Annotated in this window: 16 protein-coding genes; 8 read left to right on the forward strand and 8 right to left on the reverse strand. The window is 52.2% G+C overall.

Annotated elements, in window-relative coordinates:
• Position 1: 1 nt before the first annotated feature.
• Together copC and ftnA are read right to left on the reverse strand one after the other, a co-directional pair.
• Positions 2-352 carry a copper homeostasis periplasmic binding protein CopC gene (gene copC, locus EAH77_RS09415; RefSeq protein ID WP_140472225.1) on the reverse strand — a complete coding sequence of 117 codons (351 nt, stop codon included), beginning with the start codon at positions 350-352 and terminating at the stop codon, positions 2-4.
• Between the two features lie 237 nt (positions 353-589).
• On the reverse strand, positions 590-1,096 hold the full coding sequence (ftnA, locus tag EAH77_RS09420) for a non-heme ferritin (protein WP_140471980.1): 507 nt from the start codon (positions 1,094-1,096) through the stop codon (positions 590-592).
• 431 nt (positions 1,097-1,527) lie between these two features.
• On the opposite strand from ftnA, the gene EAH77_RS09425 reads away from it, so the two are divergent.
• On the forward strand, positions 1,528-1,758 hold the full coding sequence (locus EAH77_RS09425) for a DNA polymerase III subunit theta (RefSeq protein WP_140471982.1): 231 nt from the start codon (positions 1,528-1,530) through the stop codon (positions 1,756-1,758).
• Between the two features lie 27 nt (positions 1,759-1,785).
• On the opposite strand, the gene pip is transcribed toward EAH77_RS09425, so the two are convergent.
• Positions 1,786-2,745 (reverse strand): prolyl aminopeptidase, encoded by a 960-nt coding sequence (gene pip / locus EAH77_RS09430; protein ID WP_140471984.1) that lies wholly within the window; start codon positions 2,743-2,745, stop codon positions 1,786-1,788.
• A gap of 549 nt (positions 2,746-3,294) precedes the next feature.
• On the opposite strand from pip, the gene EAH77_RS09435 reads away from it, so the two are divergent.
• Together EAH77_RS09435 and exoX are read left to right on the forward strand one after the other, a co-directional pair.
• Positions 3,295-4,056 (forward strand): carbon-nitrogen hydrolase family protein, encoded by a 762-nt coding sequence (locus EAH77_RS09435; protein ID WP_140471986.1) that lies wholly within the window; start codon positions 3,295-3,297, stop codon positions 4,054-4,056.
• 25 nt (positions 4,057-4,081) lie between these two features.
• Positions 4,082-4,744, forward strand: a complete 663-nt coding sequence (gene exoX / locus EAH77_RS09440; RefSeq protein ID WP_140471988.1) for an exodeoxyribonuclease X — start codon at positions 4,082-4,084, stop codon at positions 4,742-4,744.
• A gap of 57 nt (positions 4,745-4,801) precedes the next feature.
• Here exoX and EAH77_RS09445 read toward each other — a convergent pair whose 3' ends face one another.
• The 3 genes from EAH77_RS09445 to dbpA all read right to left on the reverse strand — a co-directional run bounded on the left by EAH77_RS09445 (position 4,802) and on the right by dbpA (position 8,900).
• Positions 4,802-6,859, reverse strand: coding sequence for a S9 family peptidase (locus EAH77_RS09445; protein ID WP_140471990.1), 2,058 nt, complete (start codon positions 6,857-6,859; stop codon positions 4,802-4,804).
• A gap of 141 nt (positions 6,860-7,000) precedes the next feature.
• Positions 7,001-7,366: a protein YebF gene (gene yebF / locus EAH77_RS09450; protein WP_140471992.1), complete on the reverse strand. Its 366-nt coding sequence runs from the start codon at positions 7,364-7,366 to the stop codon at positions 7,001-7,003.
• 151 nt (positions 7,367-7,517) lie between these two features.
• Complete coding sequence (gene dbpA, locus EAH77_RS09455) at positions 7,518-8,900, reverse strand: ATP-dependent RNA helicase DbpA (RefSeq protein WP_140471994.1); 1,383 nt, start codon at positions 8,898-8,900, stop codon at positions 7,518-7,520.
• Between the two features lie 297 nt (positions 8,901-9,197).
• On the opposite strand from dbpA, the gene purT reads away from it, so the two are divergent.
• The gene (gene purT, locus EAH77_RS09460) at positions 9,198-10,376 is read left to right on the forward strand and encodes a formate-dependent phosphoribosylglycinamide formyltransferase (RefSeq protein WP_140471996.1); all 1,179 of its coding nucleotides are present in this window, start codon (positions 9,198-9,200) and stop codon (positions 10,374-10,376) included.
• Between the two features lie 85 nt (positions 10,377-10,461).
• On the opposite strand, the gene EAH77_RS09465 is transcribed toward purT, so the two are convergent.
• On the reverse strand, positions 10,462-10,641 hold the full coding sequence (locus tag EAH77_RS09465; protein WP_140471997.1) for a YoaH family protein: 180 nt from the start codon (positions 10,639-10,641) through the stop codon (positions 10,462-10,464).
• Between the two features lie 178 nt (positions 10,642-10,819).
• On the opposite strand from EAH77_RS09465, the gene pabB reads away from it, so the two are divergent.
• The 4 genes from pabB (at position 10,820) to EAH77_RS09485 (ending at position 16,307) form a co-directional block, all read left to right on the forward strand.
• Positions 10,820-12,196 carry an aminodeoxychorismate synthase component 1 gene (gene pabB, locus EAH77_RS09470; protein ID WP_140471999.1) on the forward strand — a complete coding sequence of 459 codons (1,377 nt, stop codon included), beginning with the start codon at positions 10,820-10,822 and terminating at the stop codon, positions 12,194-12,196.
• A 2-nt stretch (positions 12,197-12,198) separates the two neighbouring features.
• The gene (locus EAH77_RS09475; protein ID WP_140472227.1) at positions 12,199-12,795 is read left to right on the forward strand and encodes a CoA pyrophosphatase; all 597 of its coding nucleotides are present in this window, start codon (positions 12,199-12,201) and stop codon (positions 12,793-12,795) included.
• A 222-nt stretch (positions 12,796-13,017) separates the two neighbouring features.
• Positions 13,018-14,382: an L-serine ammonia-lyase gene (locus tag EAH77_RS09480; RefSeq protein ID WP_140472001.1), complete on the forward strand. Its 1,365-nt coding sequence runs from the start codon at positions 13,018-13,020 to the stop codon at positions 14,380-14,382.
• 344 nt (positions 14,383-14,726) lie between these two features.
• A complete protein-coding gene (locus EAH77_RS09485) occupies positions 14,727-16,307 on the forward strand; it encodes an EAL domain-containing protein (protein ID WP_140472003.1) in 1,581 nt (526 codons plus the stop codon).
• Positions 16,308-16,378: 71 nt separating this feature from the next.
• Here EAH77_RS09485 and EAH77_RS09490 read toward each other — a convergent pair whose 3' ends face one another.
• Positions 16,379-17,935 carry a TerC family protein gene (locus EAH77_RS09490; RefSeq protein ID WP_140472005.1) on the reverse strand — a complete coding sequence of 519 codons (1,557 nt, stop codon included), beginning with the start codon at positions 17,933-17,935 and terminating at the stop codon, positions 16,379-16,381.
• Between the last annotated feature and the right edge of the window lie 98 nt (positions 17,936-18,033).

Consider the following 18,033-nt stretch of genomic DNA (forward strand, 5'->3'; position numbering starts at 1 on the left):
TTTACTGCACAGTGAAACTGTACTGCCCTTCCGTTTTGTGACCATCAACTGAAACGACTTTCCAGGACACAGTGTATTTACCCGCACTAAGTGGAGTGTTCAGTGGCACGATGGCCTGCGTATTGTCGTTGGCGGCGAGCACCAGCGCACCGGTTGCGACCTGGCTTTTATTAGGCCCGCTAAGGGTGACTTTGCTGAAATTAGGCTCGATCCCTTCACTGAAACCCAGGGAGAGTTCAGTTGGAGCCGTTTTGATGGAGGTATCAGCAGTTGGCGTCTCAGTTTTTAAATGTGCATGAGCGAAGGCCTGTTGAGACATCAGCCCGGCAACGAGTACAGCGGAAGTTGCCATAATACGGCAGAGAGAAGAGGATTGTTGAGACACAATTTTTCCTTAGCTTTCTGGTTGAGGGATTTTATCGCCGCAACTTTAGCGCAAAGTAGCCTTGTGAGTCTGTCAAATTTAAGCGGTCGGAGGGCAATATCTGAATGGACATCGCATTTGGCACGTTTGGCACAAAGAAAAACCGCAGCCCAATGTGCACGCATTCGCGAACACGGTCTGCGGTGTTATTCGTCATACGGGCTATCAGGCAACCGGCATCTGAGCTGCCATGGTTTTGAGATCTTTATCCACGAAGAACAGTCCATTGCCAGTATTGCTGACCAGGCCCAGTTTATCGAGGACGGATTTAAACAGAGTCTCTTCTTCATGTTGTTCTGCTACATACCACTGCAGGAAGTTGAAGGAGGAGTAATCTTTCAGCGTCATCGCCAGATCGGCAAGTTCATTGATCTTGTTGGTGATGTGTTGTTCATGTTCGTAAGTCTGCTGGAACAGGTCAGATAAGGATTCAAACTCAACGGGCGGCGCAGCAATGGCGCCCAGCAGCGGCAGCGCACCTGTGTCGCTGACATATTTAAACAGACGGTGCATATGTCCCATCTCTTCCTGGGAGTGCTTCATCAGAAACGCAGCGGCACCTTCAAAACCTTTATCACTGCACCATGCGCTCATTTGCAGATATAAATTGGCAGAATAAAATTCAAGGTTCAGCTGTTCGTTAAGCTGATCGATCATTTCTTTTTTAAGCATTATAGCTCCAGAAAATTGGCGTAATTGCAGGATGAATTCATTATTTTATGCATTATGCCGATCATCAAACAAAATAAAAACAGCTGCGTCACAATTATATCCACTTAAATAACATCAGATAATAACCCACTGTTTTAATTGCACTTAAATAAAAACATCAAATCTTATTGAGAACTATTCAAAGGCATTAAAACATTAAAAAGAATCATTCTTATTCTTTGCGCTATTTATTTTCGTCACTTACCGGCTTTATATGACAAATATTTTCTTGGAATAATTATCATTACCAGAATAAAAGACTTCTCATTCCATATGGTTTATCGGGATGTTGCTGCCGGCAGCATGTAGAAGGGTAAAGTCTGACGCCAGCATTCACCCCGCGAGCTGGCTCGGGTACAATGCGCACGAAACAGTGACTTTAGGAAAGAACAATGAGCAGTAACCTGGCAGAACTGACGAAAGAAGAGATGGATAAGATTAACGTCGATCTGGCTGCTTCAGCCGTGGCGTTTAAAGAACGCTATAACATGCCTGTGGTGGCTGAAATGGCGGAGCGCGAACAGCCCGAACCTCTGCGCGCTTATTTCCGTGAGCGTGTGGCGCACTACCGCGCGCTGTCCCATAAATTTTCCCGCCTGCCTTATGAACCAAAGCAAAAATAGCGGCAGTTCGCCGTCAGACGGGCATGATTATTTTTTACCAGTGGCAAACTGCTGATTGGCGCGAATTAGCTGATCAAGGATCCCCGGTTCATCGAACGAATGGCCCGCGCCTTCAATGATATGCAACTCGGCTTCCGGCCAGGCTTGTGCAAGATCCCAGGCATTTTGTACCTGACAAGCCATATCGTAGCGCCCATGGACAATCACTGCGGGAATATGCCGAATGCGCGTTACGTTTTGCAGCAACTGGTCGTCGCTGTCCATAAAGCCCATGTGCGTAAAATAGTGATTTTCGATACGTGCAAAAGCCAGGGCAAATTCATCCTCACCGAAAGAAGCGGCATCATCAGTCGGTAATAGCGTAACGGTCTCCCCTTCCCACAGGCTCCATATTTTTGCCGCCTGAAGTTGAACTGCTCGGTCGGGTGAAGTGAGTCGCTTACGGTAAGCGGCGATGACATCCTTTCGTTCTTCAAGAGAAAGAATCGACATCATACGCTGCCATTTTTCTGGAAAGAAACGCGATGCACCTTCCTGATAGTACCAGTCCAGCTCCTGTTTTCGGAGCGTGAAAATGCCGCGTAATACCATCTCGCTAACGTGTTCAGGGTGCGTTTGCGCATAAGCCAACGCCAGGGTGGCCCCCCAGGAACCGCCAAATACCAGCCACTTTTCGGCTCCCACCATCTGGCGTAAACGTTCGATGTCGTCCACCAGATGCCAGGTGGTGTTGTTATCCAGACTGGCGTGAGGTTTGGAACGCCCGCAGCCGCGCTGATCAAATAACATAACGTCATAGTCATTAGGATCAAATAGCTGACGGTGTACTGCTGAACAACCACCACCTGGCCCGCCATGAATGAAAACTGCCGGTTTTCCCTGTGGATTTCCACTGCGTTCCCAATAAATTTGATGACCGTCGCCGGTGTCCAACATCCCGCTGGCATACGCCTCTTTCGGCGGATATAACCCTTTCAATTTCGCCATGACGTTTCCTGTTTTTATTTTTCCAGAGTACTCACTCACGCGTGCGCTAGTGACCATAACAACGCATAGCGTAGGGCCGGTCAATCAACAACATGTTGTTAACAATAAAAAAGCGCATTTTTTCGATCAGTCGCGCAGTAATTACACAAGACGACAAAAAGGAATGCTGCCTATCGTTGAAAAAATCGCCGTCAAAAGACCCGCTGGAGAATAATTTGCGCAGAAACAGTCTGTTGAACGAAACTTCTCCGGCATCTCTTGCATGTTTGTGGAAATTAGCGGTAAATAGGTGAGCAACCCAATCCACTGGTTTTAGAGAGGCGATCATGAGTAAAGGGATGGATAGCAAAAAGAATGCGAAGAAGAAGCCGCTGAAAACTCCAGCCGAGAAGAAGGCAGAAAAGAAAGCCAAAAAAGCAACCGCGTAACGTTTGGTTGTTAGGCTGTGTGCTTCGTATTGAGACCAACCCGCTTATGGCGGGTTTTTTTGTTCAGTTTTGTGGCCGGGTCAATAGCAAATCCGACGATTTACACACTAAGGAAACAGCCATGAATGACATGATTATTGCGGCCGCCCAATTACGCTGTGCCGCCGGTGATATTGAAAATAATATTCAGCGCCATCTACAAACAGCTGAACAAGCCGCATTGCACAACGTCGATTTTTTGCTGTTTCCTGAACTGTCGCTCACAGGTTACGAGCCTCAACTGGCGGATCAACTGGCCATAACGCTTCAGGACCCACGTTTAGCCGGTCTTCGCGAAAGTGCAATCAAACACCAAATGACATTGGTGTGTGGCGCACCGCTACGCTCCAGCGATGCTGACGCGTTATATATCGGGGCAATTGTTTTCGCGCCTGACGGCACGCTGTACTCCTATACCAAACAGCATTTACATGGCACGGAAGCAGCTATCTTTACCGCAGGTCAGGGAGGCCCACTGTTGCAGGTACAGCAGCATCAGATTGGTTTGGCAATCTGTGCAGACATTCTGTCTGATTCTCATCCGCAGCACGCCGCCGACTGCGGTGCGACATTGTATGCCGCCGGTGTGCTTATCTCGAAAAAAAGCTATCCGCTGGAAAGTGCCATGTTGCAGCGTTATGCTGAAAAACATCGCATGGTCGTGATGTTAGCCAATCACTGTGCGCCCACCGGTGGCTGGGAACCCGCCGGTCAGAGCGCGATTTGGGATGAGGCCGGACGGCTCATTGTGGTCGCATCGACCAGCGATGACGCCTTAGCCATTGCCCGAAAAAGTGACGCCGGCTGGCTGGGTGAAGTACAGCGCTTAACGCTGACGGCATAATGTCAGCACAGAGGAGAAATCAGGTATGACGTTCCGGGTTATTGATACGGAAACCTGCGGCCTTGATGGCGGCATTGTAGAAATCGCGACGGTCGATGTGATTAACGGCGAAATTGTCCAGCCGATGAGCGACCTCATCAGCCCCGACCGCCCTATCAGCATCGATGCAATGGCTATCCATCACATTACAGAAGAGATGGTAGAAGGCAAACCGCGCATCGCCGCGGCCATCGGTAAATATCACGGCAGCCCGTATTACGTTGCCCACAACGCCGCGTTCGATCGCGGCGTACTGCCGGAAATGCATGGCGAATGGATTTGTACGGTGAAACTGGCACGGACGCTTTATCCCAATATCCGCTACAGCAATCAATATTTGCGTTATGCGCTGAATCTTGACGTTACGGTGCCTGACGGCTTGTATCCGCACCGTGCACTCTATGATTGTTATGTCACGGCGGCACTGCTGCAAAGGATTATGGCGGATTCAGGCTGGACCGCCGAACAGATGGTGGAGATCAGTAACCGGCCAGTCTTGTTGCGGACGCTAAAATTTGGCAAATATCGCGGGCAAAAAATTGAAGATATCGCCGAACAGGATCCGGATTATCTGCGCTGGATGTTGAAATCGATCAAGGATTTAAACGGGGATATGCGTTTTAGCATCGGGCACTACTTGTCCCAATAGAATGTAGAAAACAAGGCAGCCCTCACCGTAAGGTGAAGGCTGCCAGTATCGCACTCATTATTTTTTATCAGCCAACGCCAGCACAAAGGCATATTCAAGTGCGATATCTTCATACGCTTTGAAGCGTCCTGACTTACCCCCGTGCCCCGAGTCCATATCGGTATACATCAGCAGCTGATGGTCGTCCGTTTTCACGTCCCGCAATTTAGCTACCCACTTGGCAGGTTCCCAATATTGCACCTGAGAATCATGCAGGCCGGTCGTCACCAGCATATGCGGATAATCCTGCGCTTTCACCTGATCATACGGACTGTATTGCAGAATATAATCGTAGAAGGCTTTATCGTTTGGATTACCCCACTCATCATACTCTCCGGTTGTTAGCGGAATGGACTCATCAAGCATCGTGGTCACAACGTCAACAAACGGCACCTGCGCAACAATGCCGCGGTAAAGCTCCGGTGCCTGGTTAATCACCACCCCCATCAGTAAGCCTCCGGCGCTGCCGCCCATGGCATACACTTGATCGGCATCGCCATAACCCTTCTCCACCAGCGCTTTGGTCACGTCGATGAAGTCATGGAAGGTGTTCATTTTGTTGAGCAACTTGCCGTCTTCATACCACTGCTGACCCAGTTCCGCACCGCCGCGGATATGCGCCAGCGCAAAGACAAAACCGCGGTCGAGCAGGCTAAGACGGCTGCCGCTGAAAGCGGGATCCATACTACTGCCATAGGAGCCGTAAGCGTAAACCATCAGCGGATTGCTGTTAGCGCTGAACAGGTCGTGACGGTAAACCAGCGAAACCGGCACTTCTACGCCATCGCGCGCAGTAACCCACACACGTTCACTTCGGTAGTTCGCCGCATCAAAACGCTTCACTTCCTGCTGTTTAAGCAGTGTGCGTTCTCCGGTATCCAGATTCAGTTCGAACAAAGAACTTGGCGTAGTCATCGATGAATAACCGTAACGCAACAGCGCGGTGTCAGGCTCCGGGTTATATGCCAGCCAGGTGACATAGGTCGGGTCATCAAAGGCCAGCGATTTCTCGTCACCACTTTGCCAGTGAATCTGGCGCAGATGGGTCAGCCCCTGCTCACGCTCCTCCACCACCAGCCAGTCGCGGAACAGGCTGAAGCCTTCAAGCATTACCGCTTCTCGCGGTGCAATCAGCGTTTGCCACTGTGCCTCAATGTTGTCTGCACTTTTATACAGACCGAAATTTTTGCCATCCTTGCTGCTACTGATGTCCCGGTTGGAGCGAATATAAAAATCCCCCTGATAATGGTCCAGCGCATATTCGTGATCTTTACGACGTGTGAGGAACATCTGTGGTTTTGCCTGGGGATCGCTCGCGTCCAGTAACAAAACTTCTGAGGTGGTGGTGCTGTCGAGATGAATCAGGATGTATTTTTCTGAGGTCGTTTTATCCAGCCCAACATAAAAAGTGTCATCTTTCTCTTCGTACACTAATTGGTCGGTTTTAGGATTGGTGCCAACGGTATGGCGATAAACCTGATACGGCAGCAACGTTTTCTTATGTTTACGTACGTAGTACAGGGTTTGTGAGTCATTGCCCCACTCGCTGCCACCGGAGGTGTTTTTCAACACATCATCAGCCCAGCTGTCGTCCGACAGGTTTTTGATACGAATGTCATACTGACGGCGTGAAAGAAAATCTTCTGCCACCGCCATGCGCTGGTTATCCGGGCTGATATCCAGCCCGCCGAGCGTATAAAACTCGCTGTCACTGGCTCGCTCATTACCGTCAATTAACGTTTGCCATGCTTCACTTTCGGCGGCAGGCTGACGCAGGTAAATGGCATATTCGTTGCCCGGCTCATAGCGGGTCTGGTAACGGAAACCGTGTTTCACGTAAGGCACTGAGTGGTCCTGCTGGGCGATGCGTGCCACCATCTCTTCATACAGGGTTTCGCGCAGTGCCTGATGTGGCTGTAAAGCCTGCTCAGTAAAAGCATTTTCGGCAGTGAGATAGTTCAGCACATCGGCATCGGTGCGGTCATCGTCGCGCAGCCAGTAATAGTCATCGATGCGATTTTCGCCATGAATGGTCAGCGTTTTGGGGCGTTTTTCAGCCTTCGGAGGTGTCATCATCTCGCCTTCTCTCAATGTTCTTGATTGTGCAATCAGAGTGACAGGTTTATACAGGGAAACCAAGCGGTAAGGGCGCAGGGAAGCGTGGGTTGAACATGAAAAAAGCGCCGACAGGCAAGGCCATGACGACGCTTAAGGAAATTATTGCGGGTTGCCGTAGGTAATTTCGCCCAGTTGGCAATTAAGCGTAACCGGGTAGGTTTTGTCGGTGTGATCGCCACGCACTTTAACCGGAACGATCCATTTGGCATTGTCACCGGTAATGCTGTCGGGTGTGATCCACACGACTGGCGTTGACGTTCCGAGGATCTTTTTATCTGCATCCCAACGAGTAATACGGTTTTGCAGGAAATCGCGTTTAACCAGCGCCGCAAGTTCATCTTTACTGGCATTGCCGCACGGCGCGATTGTCGCGGTACGGTTTTCAGGTTCCGCCGCCTGCGCAACATGCACCACACTGCTCAACCCGGCCACTGCCACTAATGCACTAATCATTACTTTTTTCATGTACCGCCTCCTGAGCGTTATTTTCAGTCCCTGCTGACCACTGCACGGATTAATATCCTTATTCCGTATGTGGTCATCGTTAACAAGAACATAATAATCCCAGACAAGGACATAACACAACGTTAACATGAAGGCGGTATGAAACAACGTACTAGCGTAAAATAATTGCCTTACAGCCTTTGCCCTTAATTTTACCTTCCAGCAAACGTTGTAGCGCTTTTTTGGCGCTCTTTTGGCGGATGGCAACGTAGGCATGAATGGGGAACATGTCGATTTTCCCGACTTCTGCCGCCGTCAGCCCGGCTTCCCCGGTCAGCGCGCCCAAAATATCGCCCGGACGGATTTTGGCTTTGCGGCCACCGTCAATACACAGGGTGGCCATTTCGGGATCCAGCGCCACTGGCGAGGCAGACAATACCTGCGTCGCAGGCTGCCAGACCACGGTTTGGTGGGTGTAATCTTCCAGCGCATGCACGCGTACCATCTCCTGTGGCGTGACCAGGCTGACCGCCAGACCGCTGGTGCCCGCACGACCGGTACGGCCTACGCGGTGAACATGCACTTCTGGGTCAAAAGACAGCTCGTAGTTAATCACCAGCCCCAACTGTTTGATGTCCAGCCCGCGCGCGGCAACGTCAGTCGCGACCAGTACGCGACAACTGCCGTTGGAGAAACGCACCAGCACGCGGTCACGGTCACGCTGTTCGAGGTCGCCATTCAGTGCCAGCGCACTGATGCCTTTGCCTGCCAGCGCTTCGTACACTTCCTGGCAGTCACGTTTGGTATTGCAGAACACCACGCAGGAGGCTGGCTGATGCTGATACAGCACGGCCGTTAAAAGTGACAGACGCTGATGACGGTCGGTTTCGATAAACACCTGCTTGATATCGGCAATGTCATCTTCGCCTTCAATCTCCACGTTCAGCGGCTGGCGCTGAAATTTGTTGCTGATGCGTTCAATACCGCTTGGATAAGTCGCAGAGAACAACAATGTCTGGCGGTCCTGCGGTGCGTAGCTCACAACATCTTCAATATCTTCACTGAAACCCATGTCAAGCATGCGGTCCGCTTCGTCCAGCACCAACACTTTTAACTGATCAAGCTTGAGCGTGCCTTTACGCAGGTGCTCCTGAATACGGCCCGGCGTGCCAACGATGATATGCGCCGGATGCACCAGAGATTCAAGCTGAGGCCCGATAGCCTGGCCGCCACACAAGGTGAGGATTTTGATATTCTGGGTGAAACGCGCCAAACGGCGAAGCTCTTTGCTGACCTGATCGGCCAATTCGCGCGTTGGGCAGAGAACCAGTGCCTGGGTAACAAACTGACTGACGATAATTTTGTCCAGCAGACCGATACCAAAGGCAGCGGTTTTGCCACTGCCCGTTTTGGCTTTCGCGCGGACATCCTGCCCTTGCAGAATGGCTGGCAAAGACGCGGCCTGAATCGGCGTCATTTCGGCATAACCCAGTTCAATCAGGTTAGAAAGTTGCTCAGCGGGCAAAGTCAGGACGGAAAATGAATGCGTGCTCAAGGCGATAACTCTTTATATAAGGCAGAAAATTCGGGGCAGCGGCAGAAAACATGACGCCATGGTTTGGGATAAATGATAACAGAGACGCAGCTTCACTGCCTTATCCACCAAGTACCCTGGGCAAAATAACCCCCATAAAGCGTTGCCAGCATCTCGGACCTGAAGGTGCGCAATCGTTTTCGTCGTCACTATTTTCGGCTATACTGCGCCCGACCGGGTCACGCCTGGAACACTTCACGGGCCAGTGACACTGCGTCAGCACCTATTCTCAACCACCACAGATCTGGGTACGAAGCTATGTTAACCATGGGTACTGCACTGCGCTCTGGCGCAACTCGCGTGATGTTATTGGGTTCCGGCGAACTGGGTAAAGAAGTGGCTATCGAATGCCAGCGTCTTGGTCTGGAAGTGATCGCCGTGGACCGCTATGCCGATGCGCCAGCGATGCAAGTCGCTCACCGCAGCCATGTGATCAACATGCTCGACGGAGATGCACTGAAACAGGTTATCGAAACTGAGCGCCCTGATTTTATCGTGCCTGAAATCGAAGCCATCGCCACCAGCATGCTGGTAGAGCTGGAAAAACAGGGCCACAACGTGGTGCCCTGTGCTGAAGCCGCCCGCCTGACCATGAATCGCGAAGGCATTCGTCGTCTGGCCGCTGAAACGCTGCAACTGCCGACGTCTACCTACAAATTTGCTGACGACGAAGCCTCGTTCCGGACAGCTATCGATGAAATAGGTTATCCATGCATTGTTAAACCGGTGATGAGTTCTTCCGGCAAAGGCCAGAGCCTGATCCGCAGCGAAGAAACCCTGTTACAGGCCTGGGAATACGCCCAACAAGGCGGCCGTGCTGGTGGCGGACGCGTGATTGTTGAAGGGCTGGTGAAGTTCGATTTTGAAATCACGCTGCTGACCATCAGCGCAGTAGACGGTATTCATTTTTGTGCGCCAATCGGCCACCGTCAGGAAGATGGTGACTACCGTGAGTCCTGGCAACCACAGCAGATGAGCGAGTTGGCTTTGCAGCGCGCCAAAGAGATTGCCGAAAGCGTAGTGACCGCGTTGGGCGGCAAAGGGCTGTTTGGCGTCGAGCTGTTTATTTGCGGTAATGATGTGGTATTCAGTGAAGTTTCGCCTCGCCCGCATGACACCGGGATGGTGACGCTGATTTCGCAGGATCTGTCTGAATTCGCGTTGCACGTCCGCGCGTTCCTTGGTCTGCCAGTCGGGCAGATCCGTCAGTTTGGCCCGTCAGCATCCGCCGTTATCCTGCCAGAACTGACCAGCAACAATGTGACATTTAGTGGCCTGGAGCAGGCGCTGGTGGGTTCAAATCAGGTGCGCTTATTTGGTAAGCCGGAAATCAGTGGTAAACGTCGTTTGGGCGTGGCGTTATCGATTGGTGACAGCGTTGAGCAGGCGGTAGAAAACGCAAAACTGGCGGCAGCGGCGGTTATTGTAAAAGGCTAATTATCACCTCACGTTGATGTCAAAAAAACCGGGCCTGCAAAGGACCCGGTTTTTTATTATGTGTTAACGAGGAATAAACGGGGACTTACTCGTCTTCGTCGTCGAAAATAACGGTAACGCGATCGCCTTTATGCTTATCGCGAATTTCCTCTGCTACCGTGGCAATGGCTTCGCCACTGCTCATTCCGCCAGCCATCATTTCGCGGATACGGTCGGCGGCCTGTTCCTGTTCGCTGTGTGAAAGTGAAGGCATACCTGCAAGCATGGGAGTGTCCTGTTTCTGGGTGTCGGTATTAATTCGATGGGAAGTGGCGCTGTCTGAGCGCAACCACCGTGATTGACCAGAGAGTATACGCCTTCTTCTTCCGCTGGCCTATGGTGCAGAAATCTATGTTAGGATCACAGCCTGTCCCCGAAACGTGTCAGAAACCGTGAAACCGTCCATGCAACCTGCCCAGTCCGTTACATCTTATTCGTTACATTACCAACCCGATGCCCTGCTCACGCGCTTTGCCCCCCTCTCTTCACAGCCCTGGGCGATGCTGCTGCATTCGGGTTCGGCGCAACATGCGCATAACCGGTTCGATATTATGGTCGCCGATCCGCTCATCCGGCTGACAACACGGGGCGACCAGACAGAAGTTGCGACACATCAGGGGAGTGAGCTCAGCGCAGCCGACCCTTTCGTCCTGCTGGAGCAGCAGTTGGCGCAGTGCGGGCTGCAGGCGGAATCTCATGCCGATCTGCCTTTTTTAGGGGGTGCACTCGGTCTGTTTGGTTACGACCTTGGTCGGCGGGTAGAAACGCTGCCCACCACGGCCTGCCAGGATATTGATTTGCCGGACATGGCAGTAGGAATTTACGACTGGGCGTTGATCGCCGATCACCACTTGCAACGGCTAACGCTGGTATGCCACGGGGATGTGCAAACCCGTCTGGCGTGGCTGGAACATCATGCTGCACAGGTAGAACCGGAACCGTTTCATCTGCATGGCGGCTGGCAGGCCAATATGAGCCGCGAAGAGTACGGCGTGAAATTCCGCCAGATTCAGGACTACCTACACAGCGGCGACTGCTACCAGATCAATCTGGCGCAGCGGTTTACCAGCCGTTATTCGGGTGATGAATGGCAGGCTTTTTTAACACTCAATGCGGCTAATCGTGCCCCCTTCTCAGCGTTTATCCGCCTGTCGGAAAACGCCGTGCTGAGCCTTTCGCCCGAGCGTTTTCTGTGGCTGGAAAAACAGCAGGTACAAACCCGCCCAATTAAAGGCACGTTGCCACGGCTGGCTGATGACCAGGCCGATGCACAGCAGGCCTTACGCCTTGCCACATCAGAGAAAGATCGCGCGGAAAACCTGATGATTGTCGATCTATTGCGCAATGATATCGGCCGTGTGGCAACGCCCGGCAGCGTGCGCGTGCCTGAACTGTTCGTGGTCGAACCCTTCCCGGCGGTGCATCACCTGGTCAGCACAATTACGGCACAGTTACCGCCAGAGTGCCACGCCAGCACGTTATTGCGTGCCTGCTTTCCGGGAGGGTCAATCACCGGTGCGCCGAAAGTGCGTGCCATGCAAATCATCGAACAACTCGAACCCCACCGCCGTAATGCCTATTGTGGCAGCATCGCCTACATCAGTTGCTGCGGCACGATGGACAGCAATATCACCATCCGCACCTTGCTGACCGAAGGCGGACATATTTACTGTTGGGCCGGCGGCGGCATTGTGGCCGACAGCCTGGAGCAGGCCGAATATCAGGAAACGTTCGATAAGGTCGCACGCATTTTGCCACAATTAGGGGAATCGCTGCCGTGAGCATGCCTGAAGAGCCGCTGGCTTCTGCACGTTACTCACCGGCAGTTATGGAATTCATCCGCCGCTTTCAGTTGCAGTTACCGATATCACCGTCGCCTGCGCTGCGCGGACGTCGCCAGGCCGCAGTGCTGATTCCAATCATCTGTCGTGAACAACCGACGCTGCTGTTGACGCGACGTGCAGATTTTCTGCGCAACCACGCCGGTCAGGTGGCGTTCCCCGGGGGGGCTGCCGACGCATCGGATGCTTCGTTGATCGTGACTGCACTGCGGGAAGCACAGGAAGAGGTGGCGATCCCGCCGGCTGACGTCTATGTGTTAGGTACACTGGCACCGTTTGACAGCAGCAGCGGTTTTCAGGTTACGCCGGTGGTCGGTTTACTGCCTGTAGATGTACCTTTGCATCCCTGCGAGGACGAAGTCGCTGAGCTGTTTGAAATTCCGCTTGAAGAGGCCTTTAACCTTGCCCGTTACCATCCCCTCGATATTCACCGCGCCGGAAAACATCACCGCATTTACCTTTCGTGGTATCAGCAGCAGTTTGTCTGGGGGCTGACTGCCGCCATTATCCGCCAGTTGGCCGAACAGATTCAGGCCTGAACTCTCAGCGCCCGCCCAAAAAATCACAAATAAGTCACAATTTTGCATCAAATTAATTTATTTCATGCGAAAAAAGCAACTTTCCGTCACAAGCCCTTTTAGACTGTATGTTAAGTCAGGCATAAAACTGCGATAATCCACTATCAATTAAGTGTTACACAGTAAATTTATCCGGGCATGGCGCTCATTTCAGTGCCATCTCCCAAAATAGGAGTATTCGACGTGATTAGCGTTTTCGACATGTTCAAGGTCGGGATTGGCCCTTCCAGTTCCCATACTCTCGGCCCAATGAAAGCGGGCAAACAGTTCGCTGATGACCTGCTCGAAATGGGCATGATGCCTGATGTGACGCGTGTTGCTGTGGATGTCTACGGTTCACTCTCACTCACCGGGAAAGGCCACCACACCGATATCGCCATCATTCTCGGCCTGGCGGGCAATAAACCGGATACCGTGGACATTGACGCCATTCCGCACTTTATCCGCGATGTCGAGCAACGCCAGCGTTTACCGTTAGGTGAAACACATCACGAGGTGGATTTCCCACGCGATACCGGCATGGTGTTTCGCGGTGAGAATCTGCCTAAGCATGAAAACGCGATGCAAATCCACGCGTTTTCTGGCGATAAGCTGCTGTATAGCAAAACCTATTATTCCCTCGGCGGCGGTTTTATTGTTGACGATGAGCATTTCGGTCAACCGGTTCTCAATGAAGTCAGCGTGCCTTACGCCTTTAATTCGGCCAGTGAAATGCTGGCAAAATGTAAAGAGAACGGGCTGTCGCTCTCGGGCCTGATGATGAAAAACGAGCTGGCCCAGCACAGTAAACAAGAGATCGAACAGTATTTCGAAACGATCTGGCACACCATGCAGGCCTGTATTGATCGTGGCCTGAACACCGAAGGCGTGCTGCCTGGACCGCTGCGCGTGCCGCGTCGTGCCTCAGCGTTGCGCCGTATGCTGGTGTCCAATGACAAGTTGTCCCAAGACCCAATGAACGTGATTGATTGGGTAAATATGTTCGCACTGGCAGTGAATGAAGAGAATGCTGCAGGTGGACGGGTGGTGACTGCACCGACTAACGGTGCCTGCGGGATAGTCCCTGCCGTGCTCGCCTACTATAACCAGTTCGTTGAATCGGTCAGCCCGGATATTTATCTGCGCTATTTCCTGACCTGCGGTGCCATAGGCATTTTGTATAAAATGAATGCGTCTATATCGGGTGCCGAAGTGGGTTGTCAGGGTGAAGTGGGCGTTGCCTGTTCGATGGCGGCTGCGGGTTTAGCCGAATTATTGGGCGGCAGCCCGGTTCAGGTGTGCATCGCAGCTGAAATCGGCATGGAACATAATCTGGGGCTGACCTGCGATCCGGTTGCCGGCCAAGTGCAAGTTCCTTGCATCGAACGCAATGCGATTGCGTCGGTTAAGGCAATTAACTCTGCACGTATGGCGCTGCGCCGTACCAGTGAACCACGCGTTTCGCTCGATAAAGTGATAGAGACTATGTATGAAACCGGCAAGGACATGAACGCTAAATACCGTGAAACATCACGGGGCGGTTTGGCTATCAAAGTACAATGTGATTAATCAGTCGCACCTATAGCCTGTTACCAGCATCCTGTTTCGGCGTTGAGAACCGGGATGCTGCCGCAGGAAATCTTTCGCATAGTGGTACAAACGATAAAATCGCCTCTATTAACAAAAACCCTCTGTATTATCTGGATAACTCTTTTCATATGCTTGCATTCAACCTCCGGGCTACGGCATTCTGAACGCTTTGCGAAACGCTGTTACCTTATCTTTTCTGGTTGTGACTCCCCAATAAAACCAATTAGCCGCTATAACCAGCAGAATAAAAGAGTATGAGTAAGAGCGACTTTAAGTGACAACGTCACATTTGCGAAAAACATCGGAACACAAGGATTATCACGATGCCTTTCAACCAGATTGCGCTTGCGAAATATCGCTACTATCGCCTGGCACTGGCTACAGCGATGGGGCTTCTGACGTTAATTTTGACGCTTGGCTTCCGCATTTACGAACAGACACGGGTGATTGAGCAGACACAGCAGCGGGTAGCCTGGCATACCATTAATAAATTGGAGCTGTTGCTGCAACCGGCCAATCTCGTGGCCTTCGATAGCCTCATTCAACCTGGCCAACAGTGTTTGTCGCAACTACCGGTGCTGCAGCAGGTGGTGGCGCGGTTACAGACATTGCGCGGTATTTCTCTGGTTCAGGACGGAAAGATTGTCTGCTCCAGTCTCGTCGGCCCCGTGAATTATGATTTCAACCAACTCTTCCCCCTGCTGGCGCTGGGCAAAAGTCATCTCCAGTTGCGTGCGTCAATGCTGGCTCCCGATTCTATCCCCACGCTGGTGCTGTGGCGCCCTGAAGGTGCCAATAACCGCAACGGCCTGCTTTTTGTGTATAACATCAGCGTGCTGGCTAATTTCCTGCTTGAACCCCAACTCCCCTATGCCAGCAGCATTGTGCTAAATGTGATGAATAAAAGTCTGGAGTACGATAATACCCAGATCATCCATCGCGACGCGCTGAAGCAGACACCGACACTCTCGGCACACTCAAGTCATTACGACTTCTCCGTTTCCATTTATGGCGATGATGCCTCCACGCTGGCCTGGCACGCATTGCCTAACCATCTGCCGCTGTCACTGCTTATCAGTCTGCTGACCGCCTTTGCCATATACCTGCTTTCAGGTAGCCGCATCAGCCTGGCGTACCCTATCAGCCATGCCATTTCTCACCGTGAATTTCAGGTCTATTGTCAGCCGATCATTAATAGTACTGATGGCCGTTGCGTTGGGGTTGAGACGCTAATGCGCTGGAAAAATCGCCGCCAGGAGTGGGTATCACCCGATGTATTCATACCGCTGGCCGAGCAGCATGACCTGATCATTCCCCTGACCCGTTATCTGATCAAACAGGTGAGTGACAATCTTGCACTGTTTCCGGCACGGCCGGATTTCTACGTCAGCATCAATGTGGCTGCTCAGCATTTCAGCGATATGGTGATCGTCGATGATATTCGCCGATTATGGTTATGTGCAGACCCTCAACTTTCCTTGATGCTCGAACTGACTGAACGCACCCGTTTGCAGGAGCTTCGCGCCGAGCAAATCAGTGTGCTCAAAGAAATGGGCATTATGCTGGCTATCGACGATTTCGGCACCGGCCACAGTTCGCTCAGCTACCTGAAAACGCTCAATCCTGATGTACTAAAAATTGACCGCGCGTTCACGGCATCCATCGGTACCGACGCCATCAACGCCACGGTCACCGATAGCATTATCACTCTCGCTCAGCGCCTAAAACTGAAACTTATCGCTGAAGGCGTAGAAACCCGCGAGCAGGCCGAGTATCTGCGTAAGCGCAAGGTGGATTCACTGCAGGGCTATTATTTTGCCCGCCCGATGCCGATCGATATTTTCCCGCTATGGCTTGACCGGTATGAAAAAGAGGGTCTGAGCGCGTTCGCCCCTACAATATAGCCATGTCAGACAGATAAAAAACGGCGACCGAAGTCGCCGTTGGCATTCATAAGAGACCTATGTCCCCAGGCTTACTCGCCTTCACGCCACTCGTCTGCGTTGGCTTTTGTGATACGAACCCGGTCGATGCGGTACTCCGAGACGTCAAGGATCTCAAAGGTCAGCGGCGGCATGGTAATAATTTCCCCTGCCACTGGCATTTGCCCTGACTGCGACAGCAGGAAGCCCGCCAGTGAGGCGTAATCCGCCGTTGGGCTGACCAGGTCGGTGGTATCAAGCAGCTGTTGCAGCAAGTGCAAATCGGTGCCGCCTTTGGCAATCCAACCATCACCATCGACTATCACATCAGGGGTTTCGTCTTCATCCGGGAACTCACCGGCAATCGCCTCCAGAACATCCAGCGGCGTGACCAACCCCTGAATCACACCGAATTCGTTACTCACGACCACCAGGCGCCCTTTTGCCCGCCGCAGTACGGCCAGCAGGTTAATGACATCCATGGTTTCTGGTACGACAATCGGTGGAGTTTTCTCCGCGAACGCCACGATGTTTTCACCATTTTCCAACGCCACCAGCAGGTCTTTGGCGCGAACGACGCCAATGACATCATCAAGTGAGTGACGGCATATTGGGAACAGGCTGTGCGGCGTATCGAGAAGCTGCATACGGATCTCCGCCGGTGAGCGCTCGCAGTCGACCCACGAAATTTCGGTACGAGGCGTCATGATGCTCCGCAGCGAACGTGATGCCAGTGTCAAAACGCCGCTTATCATATGACGCTCTTCCTCCGCAAAGGTCTCAGACGCACGTTGAGACGGCGCCTCGGCATGATCTTCATCCTGATTCTGACGCTTTCCCCCCATCAGGCGCTGAATGGCCTCAGCGGTACGCTCACGCATTGGCCGGTTCGACTGGCTCTTCAGGAAGTTCCGGCGGGCAATCTGGTTAAACAACTCAATCAGAATTGAGAAGCCGATTGCGGCGTACAGGTAACCTTTCGGAATATGGAAGCCAAAACCTTCGGCAATCAGACTCAGACCGATCATCAACAGGAAGCTTAAACAGAGCACGACCACTGTCGGGTGATTGTTCACAAAGCGCGTCAGCGATTTGGACGCCAGCAGCATCACGCCCATGGCGATCACCACGGCGGTCATCATGACTGCCAGATTGTTCACCATACCGACGGCGGTGATCACCGCGTCAAGGGAGAACACCGCATCCAGCACCACGATTTGTGCCACCACCGACCAGAAACTGGCGTAACCGCGATTGTTGTTGCCGTGGCTTTCATGCCCCTCCAGCCGCTCATGCAGTTCGGTGGTGGCTTTGAACAGCAGGAAGATTCCGCCCAGCAGCAAAATCAAATCACGTCCTGAGAAACTGAATTGCGCAACGCTGAACAACGGCGTAGTGAGTTTGACCATCCATGAAATAAGCGACAACAAACCGAGGCGCATGATCAGCGCCAGCGATAAACCGATAATGCGGGCTTTATCGCGCTGTTTAGGCGGCAGTTTATCGGCAAGGATGGCAATAAACACCAGATTGTCGATGCCCAGAACAATCTCGAGCACCACAAGTGTCAGCAAACCGACCCAAATCGATGGGTCCATTAAAAATTCCATATCAGGCCCCGTTATGAGCAGTGTGAGAACAAAGACGCAATACGTTCCCGCCAGACAAAGTCTGTGGGTTGTGATCAGTGGGGATCAGTGGAAACGCT

It is taken from the genome of Ewingella americana, assembly GCF_006438725.1.
In the GTDB taxonomy this organism is placed as follows: Bacteria; Pseudomonadota; Gammaproteobacteria; order Enterobacterales; family Enterobacteriaceae; genus Ewingella; species Ewingella americana_A.

Excerpts from the sequence above, each read along its gene's own strand:
- copC (WP_140472225.1), bottom strand. The coding sequence starts at position 352 with ATGGCAACTTCCGCTGTACTCGTTGCCGGGCTGATGTCTCAACAGGCC.
- ftnA (WP_140471980.1), bottom strand. The coding sequence starts at position 1,096 with ATGCTTAAAAAAGAAATGATCGATCAGCTTAACGAACAGCTGAACCTT.
- EAH77_RS09425 (WP_140471982.1), top strand. The coding sequence starts at position 1,528 with ATGAGCAGTAACCTGGCAGAACTGACGAAAGAAGAGATGGATAAGATT.
- pip (WP_140471984.1), bottom strand. The coding sequence starts at position 2,745 with ATGGCGAAATTGAAAGGGTTATATCCGCCGAAAGAGGCGTATGCCAGC.
- EAH77_RS09435 (WP_140471986.1), top strand. The coding sequence starts at position 3,295 with ATGAATGACATGATTATTGCGGCCGCCCAATTACGCTGTGCCGCCGGT.
- exoX (WP_140471988.1), top strand. The coding sequence starts at position 4,082 with ATGACGTTCCGGGTTATTGATACGGAAACCTGCGGCCTTGATGGCGGC.
- EAH77_RS09445 (WP_140471990.1), bottom strand. The coding sequence starts at position 6,859 with ATGATGACACCTCCGAAGGCTGAAAAACGCCCCAAAACGCTGACCATT.
- yebF (WP_140471992.1), bottom strand. The coding sequence starts at position 7,366 with ATGAAAAAAGTAATGATTAGTGCATTAGTGGCAGTGGCCGGGTTGAGC.
- purT (WP_140471996.1), top strand. The coding sequence starts at position 9,198 with ATGTTAACCATGGGTACTGCACTGCGCTCTGGCGCAACTCGCGTGATG.
- EAH77_RS09465 (WP_140471997.1), bottom strand. The coding sequence starts at position 10,641 with ATGCTTGCAGGTATGCCTTCACTTTCACACAGCGAACAGGAACAGGCC.
- pabB (WP_140471999.1), top strand. The coding sequence starts at position 10,820 with ATGCAACCTGCCCAGTCCGTTACATCTTATTCGTTACATTACCAACCC.
- EAH77_RS09475 (WP_140472227.1), top strand. The coding sequence starts at position 12,199 with ATGCCTGAAGAGCCGCTGGCTTCTGCACGTTACTCACCGGCAGTTATG.
- EAH77_RS09485 (WP_140472003.1), top strand. The coding sequence starts at position 14,727 with ATGCCTTTCAACCAGATTGCGCTTGCGAAATATCGCTACTATCGCCTG.
- EAH77_RS09490 (WP_140472005.1), bottom strand. The coding sequence starts at position 17,935 with ATGGAATTTTTAATGGACCCATCGATTTGGGTCGGTTTGCTGACACTT.